Genomic DNA, 7,365 nt, shown 5'->3' with positions numbered 1-7,365 from the left:
GCGGATGACGGTGCAGATGCTGCGGGCCGCCGGAGCAGCCGTCGACGACAGCGTCCACGACGTCTGGGTAGGGTCAGCTGGGAACGTCCACCCGGCACCACACCTCGGCGTCCGCCAGGAACGCGCTGGATGATGTCGTCGGCTCGTGGGTCACCTGTGGTGACCCCGCCACGGCGACCCCGTCGACGGTCAGCCGCCCTTCGGCGCACGGCACGTACACGGTGGAGAGCAGGTTCGGGGTGCCGCCGAGGTCGAACTCGGGCACCCGGATCAGCCGCCGGTCGAGCGGCTCGTCGATCTCCACGACGACATCGGCCGCCTGTGCGCGGACACCCCGGGCCAGGTCGTAGTCGAGACGGACTGCGGTGTGCGTCACCGCCGGTGTGCCCCACGGCAGGCCCGCGACCTCCGGAAAATGCCTGGTGAACTCGTCGGTCAGCCACTGGCCGAGTTCCGGTCGTGGGGTCAGGATCCGGACCTCGCCCGCCTGCCACACCACGATCGCATGCCCCGGGCCCCGTTCGGACCAGTCCACCCGCCACACCGACGCGAACGCGGTGCGCTCGCCGGCGGCGTCGAACAGGGTGAGTCCGGGGTTGGCACCGATCAGGCGTACCGACATCGTCATCCCTACCCCGCCACGAACCCGTCCGGACCGTGAACCTATCAGTGCTACCCGGGCGTGGGAACGAAGCCGGGACGGCGGATGACCCGACACTGAGGCGCAGTGCCTCCCGCACCGCAAGGGCCGTCGCCGCGGTGGGTGGGCCGGAGAGGCATCCTCGTCGGGCGGTCGTCGCTGGCATCCTGTATCGACTCCCGGAGTGTGCGGGCGGCCGACACCGTCCACCGCGACACCCCCGGCTACGAAAGCGGGAAGATTGGGGCACTCGCCCGCCTCACCGTCCTACGCACACGAGATGCAGTGGCGGGCGAACGGCCGCACGGCGAGTCGTTCCGCACCGATCGGTTGCTGGCAGCGCTCGCAGCGCCCGTAGGTCTCCGCCTCCAGCCTGAGCAGGGCGTCGTCGACCTCGGCGATCCGCGCCCGCGTCGCGGCGAGCAGCGCGATCAGCTGGGCGCGTTCGAAGCCGACGGTGGCACCCTCGGGATCGTGTTCGTCGTCGGCGTTCGAATCCCGCGATGCCGTGAACAGCGCCTCCAGATCCCGCGCCAGCGTCGCTGCCTCGGACTCCGCACCCGCCCGTAACCGCAGCAGCTCCTCCCGGATCATCGTCACAGTTTAGTACCGGAGGGGCACACCAGCGGCTGATCCCGTTGGCCGGAGCGGCCGCTCCCGGCCATCGACGGCCCGGTCAGGATGCCTGGCGGGGTGCGGCGACGACGGCGACGTGCTCCATCGGGAGCGCGCCGGTCCGCTCGACGTCCAATCCGGCGCGGCCGAGTAGCTCGGTGACGTGGTGGAGGCTCCGGTGCGCCCCGCCGGTGATCATCAGCAGGTGCAGATCCCACAGGGCCGGCAGCACGGACGGGTCCTCGTCGACGACGAAGCGGTCGAGGACCAGCAGCCGCGCCGTCGGGCCGGACATCGCCCGGCGACAGTTGTCGAAGGCCTGGACGACCGCGTCGTCGTCCCAACCGGCCAGCGCGCGGGACAGGATGTAGACGTCGCCGCCCGTCGGCACGCTGGTGAACATGTCGCCGCCGACGAGGGTGACCCGGTGGAGCCCGACGGTGGCGGCCAGGTGTTCGCCGGCCCTGGGCATCATGTGCTCGCGGTCGAACAGCACGCCCTTGGCGTCGGGTGTGGCCGCGAGGAGCGTGGAGAGCAGCTGCCCGCCGCCACCACCGACGTCCACGATGGTCTTGCCGCCGGTGAAGTCGAAGGCGGCCGGCACCTCATGGAAGAACATGTTGCCGGCGTTCATGGTGGCCTGGAACCGGCGGGCGGTGTCCGGGTCCCCGCTCAGGTAGTCGTAGAAGGAGCTGCCGTAGGCGGCCTCGAAGCCGGAGTTGACCGTGCCGATCGCGCGATGGGCGTGCCCCCACGCGGCGTAGTACTCCTCGCCGTGCAGCAGGCACATGTCGCGCATCGACGGTGAGTCGGAACGCAGCGCCTCGCTGATCGAGGTGCTGCGGTAGCCGCTCGTCTCGCTACCGTTGAACACGCGCATCGCCACCATGAGTCGCATGAGACGACGTATCCCCGCTGCGGAAGCGCCGCTTGCCGCGGCCAGTTCGTCGCTGGTGGTCCGGCCGGCGGCGACGTGATCCGGTAATCCGAGCTTGACCGCGGTGTAGAGAGCCTGTGCCTTCCACCCGCCGGTCATGACATCGACAATGTCCCGAGTGGCCTGTAGGTCGATTGCCATTCTTCCTCCGCCCGCACTGCCCTTCGCGACGACGGTGGCAACCGTACCCCGTAGGGAACTGCCGAGGAAGGGCTTTGGTGTCACGGACGCGCTCCGTTCGGCCAATGACCGGAGTGCGACAAAATTGATGTACAACAACGGTGGTTCCCGGCGTGCGTCGTGGCGAACCGCCGTTGTTGTATTGACGGGTTGCTCGCGGACGACGGGTTAGGGTGCGCACGACATACCCAGCTCACCGAAGGGGAGGGCCACCAAGCGTGTCCCAGCAGAGCACCGTCACAACGGATGGCCGAGACGACGGAACGGACGACAGCGTCGAGACCCTGTTCGAATTGCCCGCACCGTCCTTCACCACCCCGCGCGCCGACCCACGGCCGCAGCCGGGTGCGGCGGCACCGGACGCCGGCCCGCTGGCGACCCGGATGCGACCCCGCACGATCGACGAGATCGTCGGTCAGGCTCACCTGCTGCGTCCCGGTGCCCCGTTACGCCGACTGCTCGAGGGCGCAGGCGCGGCCTCGGTGCTGCTCTACGGCCCGCCCGGCACCGGAAAGACCACGATCGCCCGGCTGCTGGCCACCGCCGGCACCCGCCAGTTCGTCGCCCTCTCGGCGCTGTCCAGCGGCGTCAAGGAGGTGCGCGACGTGATGGTCGAGGCCCGCCGCCGGCTCGACCGGCAGCACCGGCAGACCGTGCTGTTCATCGACGAGGTGCACCGCTTCTCCAAGACGCAGCAGGACGCGCTGCTCGGTGCGGTCGAGGACCGGCTGGTGCTGCTGGTCGCCGCCACCACCGAGAACCCGTCGTTCTCGGTGGTGGCCCCGCTGCTGTCGCGCCTGCTGGTGCTGCAACTGCGCTCGTTGGGCGACACCGACGTCCGTGACCTGCTGCGTCGCGCCGCAGCGGATCCACGGGGCCTCGGCGGCGCGGTCACGCCGTCGGCCGAGGCCGAAGCCGCGCTGGTGCGGCTGGCCGCCGGTGACGCCCGCAGCGCGCTGACCGCGTTGGAGGCCGCCGCCGACGGGGTGCTGGCGACCGATGGCACCGAGATCGACGTGCCGGCCGTGGAACGGGCCGTCGCGGAGACGACCGTGCGATACGACCGGCAGGGCGACCAGCACTACGACGTCATCAGCGCCTTCATCAAGTCGATCCGTGGTTCGGACCCCGACGCCGCGTTGCACTATCTGGCCCGGATGCTGGTGGCCGGGGAGGACCCGCGGTTCGTCGCGCGGCGGCTCATCGTGCACGCCAGCGAGGACGTCGGTCTGGCCGATCCCACGGCCCTGCACGCGGCCGTCGCCGCGGCGCAGGCGGTGCAGTTGATCGGCATGCCCGAGGCGCGTCTCGCGCTGACGCAGGCCACTCTGCACCTCGCGATGGCGCCGAAGTCCAACGCGGTGATCGAGAGCATCGACGCGGCGATGTCGGACGTGCGCAGGGGTGCCGTGGACGACGTCCCCGCCCACCTGCGCTATGGGCGCTACAAGGGTGCCGCGGAACTCGGCAACGCGATCGGTTACCGCTATCCGCACAAGGTTCCGGACGGGGTGCTGGAACAGCAGTATCCGCCGGACGGTCTGGTGGGAAAGAACTACTACCACCCGAGTCGGCACGGTGGTGAGCGCACCCTTCGTGATCGACTCGCAGACCTCCGGCGCGTGATTCGTGGCGGCTGACACATAACACAGTGGACGGTCGATGCAAAAGAGTCGGGCGGGTGGTCGGATCGGCATTTTCGGTATGGCATTCGAACCGCTGTGTCGAGGGTCTCCAAGGGTAGTGTCGGGTGGGTCGACCAAGTATCAGGATGCGGATTGTGCGGCACCGCCATACGAGGGACCGGGATGCCAATGCATAGATTGGTGACAATCGGAGTCTACGATTTCGATCTCGAATCATTCCTGCTACGCCTGCGCGCCGCGGACGTCAGGCTGCTGTTCGACGTGCGCCAGCGCCGCGGGGTCCGGGGGCCCGACTACGCCTGGGCGAACGCGCGCCGGCTGCAGGAGGCCCTCGCCGGTGCGGGCATCGCCTACGAGCACCACCGCGAGTTGGCCCCGACCACCGAACACCGCCATCTGCAGTACGCCGAGGACGACCGCCAGGGCGTCGGTAAGCGGTCCCGCCGGGAGTTGGCTGCCGAGTACGTGCGCCGCTACACCGCCGAGGTCCTCGACCTCGCCGACCTGGTGCCGCTGCTCGCGGCGCTACCGACGCGGGGGCGGGCGGCGCTGTTCTGCGTCGAGCGCGATGCGGTGGCCTGTCACCGGTCGCTGATCGCCCGGCGGCTCACCGAGCAGCACGACGTGTCGGTCGAGCATTTGACCCCGGCATGACCGGCCTGACCCCGACGGGCGGGACCCGGCCCCGGATCGCGGTGTTCGCCGGGCCGACGGCGACCATCCTGAACACCCCCGACCTGGTCACGTCGAACAAGGCCCGGATCCGGCACGGCCTCGCACCCCGGCCGGGCCGGTTCGACGCACTGCGTCCGCAGCGGCTGGCGGCGCCGGTCACGGCGTACGTCGAGGCGTACAGCGCGCATCCACTCGAACGCGACGCGGCACACCTGTACGCGCCGCCGGACGGCTGGCTCGACACCGACGGCGCGTTCCACACCGCGCAGCCGGCCGGCGACGCCACCCCGGTGTTCGTCGTGGAGCTGCACCCCGACGACGGGCTGTACCCCCTGCCATACCTGGCGCGGCAGCGTGACGGTTCAGCGTGGGAGCAGGCCGCGACCACGCCGTACGCGCCACCGGAGGCGGCCCGGCAGACGTTCTACCCGGACGCTAGCCGCCTCTACGAGGAGATCGAACGGTTCGGGCTGGGCGATCACGGCACACCTGTCGAGTTCGGTTCGATCGCCGACTTCGACTTCTTCCGCGCGGCCCCGTCGGGTGGCTACACCACCGGTCCGGACGGGGAGCGGCTCGGCCGTGACTTCTTCGTCTACTACCCCTACCACCTGCAGAGTGAGCCGCACCTGGGTGACCTCGCCGGGGCGACCAACCAGGTCCAGGCCGTCCTCGCCGCGGGTGAGCACGACGGCGTGCAGTGGCTCGAGGGCAGCCCGACCGTGGACGAGACCCTCTACTGGCTCGGCCTGCTGATCGACACGACGGTTCCCCTCGTCGGCCACGCCGCCCAGCGGCGGCACCACTCGCTGAGCGCCGACGGCGACCGCAACGTGGTGGACGGAGTGAAGTACATCGCCTCCGGTGTCGCCCTCGACGCGCAGGGTGTCGACCGGGTCGGCGCCTGCGTGATCGTCGACGAACTCGTCTACACCGCCCGCGACGTGACCAAGGTCGACGCTCGACCGGGCGGATACGAAGTCACCGGCGGCCACGGGGGAATCGTCGCCGACCTGGGCGGGTACGGCCCCCCGCAGCTCACCTACCTGCCGACGCGTCGGCAGACCGCGCGCTCGCAGCTGCGCCTCACCGTGCTGCCGAAGGAGGTGAACGGCGTCGCCGGCTCGTTGGAGTCGGGCGTCACCCTGCTCGGTGTCGCGACGAGGGACGGGGACGGGCTGATCCCGGACGCCATGCCCAGGGTGACGATCACCAAGTACAGCCGCTACGCGGCGGAACCGGGCGGCGATCCCCGGGTGGGCGACGAGGTGGAGATCCTGGCCCGGATCCGGGCCAATCTCGCCGCCGCCCCGCTCGCCGGTTTCGTCTGCGAGGGCATGTCGCCGTTCGGGATGGCGGACCCGGCGAAGAACTCGGCGCTCGGGGTGGCCATCTTCGCGGGGATGCCGGTGGTTCGCACCGGCCGTGGCAACACCGGTGGCATGGCGTACCGGACGGATCCGACGTTCATCGTCGGCAACAACCTGACCGCGACCAAGGCCCGGTTGCTGCTGATGGCTGCCCTGCTCAAGTACGGCGCGTTGCCGCCGGCCGCGGACCCGTTCCGGCCCACCCACGCCGAGCGTGCGGTGACCGAGCAGGCGGTCGCCCGCTACCAGGCGTTGTTCGACACGCATTGACCTCGACGATCCCCGGCTGGAGAGAACCTGTGGGCACCTACGAGTACGTGGTGGCGGACGTCTTCACGGAGACGGCGTTGGAGGGCAACCCGGTCGCGGTCTTCCTGGACGCGGCAGCCCTGTCCGCCGAGCGGATGCAGCAGATCGCGAACGAGATGCACCTGTCGGAGACCGTCTTCGTGCTGCCTCCGCGCCGGGACGGTGACGTGCGGGTCCGCATCTTCACCCCCGTCAACGAGCTGCCGTTCGCCGGGCACCCGACCCTGGGCACGGCGATCGTACTCAGCGAGTTGAAGCCGGTCGGGGAGATCCGGATGGAGACGGCCATGGGCACGGTGACGTTCGACATCGAGCGGTCCACCCGGGACGGGCGCGGCTCGGCGAGTTCGTGGCAGCCCATCCCCACCTGGGGGCGCTACGACCGGGCCGAGGAGTTGCTCGCCGGGCTGGGTGTCCCCGCCACCGACGCCGTCCTGCCGGTGGAGGTCTACGACAACGGGCCGAGGCATGTGTTCGTCGGTCTGCCGGGCGTACCCGAGTTGTCCGCGCTGGAGCCCGACCAGCGGGTCCTGGCCCGGCTGCCCGACATGGCCGCCAACTGCTTCGCGGGTTCCGACACGCAGTGGCGGCTGCGCATGTTCTCGCCCGCCTACGGCGTCGTCGAGGACGCCGCCACCGGTTCGGCGGCCGGGTCGTTGGCGGTGCATCTGGCGCGACACGGCCTGATCCCCTTCGGTGAGTGGATCGAGGTCCTGCAGGGCGTCGAGATCGGTCGCCCGTCGACGATGCGGGCCCGGGCCACCGGTGCACCGGACCGGATCGAAACGGTCCAGGTCTCCGGGTCCGCGGTCGTGGTGGCCCGCGCGACGCTTTACACGTGAGCCCCGGGCGGTCCCGCCGACGTGCGGTACGCCGGCAGACCGAGGTGGGCCCGCCCGCTGACAGCGGGCGGGCGTGTGATCCGGCAACTGCCCTGTTGGTTCGCCGGGAGGCGACTCCCTGCGGACTCGACGAGCTTCCCTTGATTTTTCG

The 7,365-nt window shown here is 70.5% G+C and carries 7 protein-coding genes; 4 read left to right on the top strand and 3 right to left on the bottom strand.

The annotated features are described in order from the left end of the window. Positions 1–73 precede the first annotated feature (73 nt). The 3 genes from AB0K25_RS31615 to AB0K25_RS31605 all read right to left on the bottom strand — a co-directional run bounded on the left by AB0K25_RS31615 (position 74) and on the right by AB0K25_RS31605 (position 2,291). Positions 74–622 (bottom strand): hypothetical protein, encoded by a 549-nt coding sequence (locus AB0K25_RS31615; RefSeq protein WP_357537492.1) that lies wholly within the window; start codon positions 620–622, stop codon positions 74–76. Between the two features lie 285 nt (positions 623–907). Next, positions 908–1,234 (bottom strand): TraR/DksA C4-type zinc finger protein, encoded by a 327-nt coding sequence (locus tag AB0K25_RS31610; RefSeq protein ID WP_208569987.1) that lies wholly within the window; start codon positions 1,232–1,234, stop codon positions 908–910. Between the two features lie 82 nt (positions 1,235–1,316). After that, complete coding sequence (locus AB0K25_RS31605; protein ID WP_357537546.1) at positions 1,317–2,291, bottom strand: methyltransferase; 975 nt, start codon at positions 2,289–2,291, stop codon at positions 1,317–1,319. Positions 2,292–2,755: 464 nt separating this feature from the next. On the opposite strand from AB0K25_RS31605, the gene AB0K25_RS31600 reads away from it, so the two are divergent. The 4 genes from AB0K25_RS31600 (at position 2,756) to AB0K25_RS31585 (ending at position 7,214) form a co-directional block, all read left to right on the top strand. After that, a complete protein-coding gene (locus AB0K25_RS31600; protein WP_363823995.1) occupies positions 2,756–4,012 on the top strand; it encodes a replication-associated recombination protein A in 1,257 nt (418 codons plus the stop codon). Positions 4,013–4,198: 186 nt separating this feature from the next. Next, complete coding sequence (locus AB0K25_RS31595; protein WP_308290839.1) at positions 4,199–4,672, top strand: DUF488 domain-containing protein; 474 nt, start codon at positions 4,199–4,201, stop codon at positions 4,670–4,672. After that, positions 4,669–6,333: an asparaginase domain-containing protein gene (locus AB0K25_RS31590; RefSeq protein ID WP_219463449.1), complete on the top strand. Its 1,665-nt coding sequence runs from the start codon at positions 4,669–4,671 to the stop codon at positions 6,331–6,333. Before AB0K25_RS31595 ends, AB0K25_RS31590 begins: the two co-directional genes overlap by 4 nt. Positions 6,334–6,362: 29 nt before the next feature. After that, a complete protein-coding gene (locus AB0K25_RS31585; RefSeq protein WP_307799765.1) occupies positions 6,363–7,214 on the top strand; it encodes a PhzF family phenazine biosynthesis isomerase in 852 nt (283 codons plus the stop codon). The last annotated feature ends 151 nt before the right edge of the window (positions 7,215–7,365 follow it).

The organism is Micromonospora sp. NPDC049257, from assembly GCF_040678915.1.
Taxonomy (GTDB): Bacteria; Actinomycetota; Actinomycetes; order Mycobacteriales; family Micromonosporaceae; genus Micromonospora; species Micromonospora antibiotica.
Note: the sequence above shows the minus strand (reverse complement) of the source record. Positions and strands in the feature narration are given on the sequence as shown.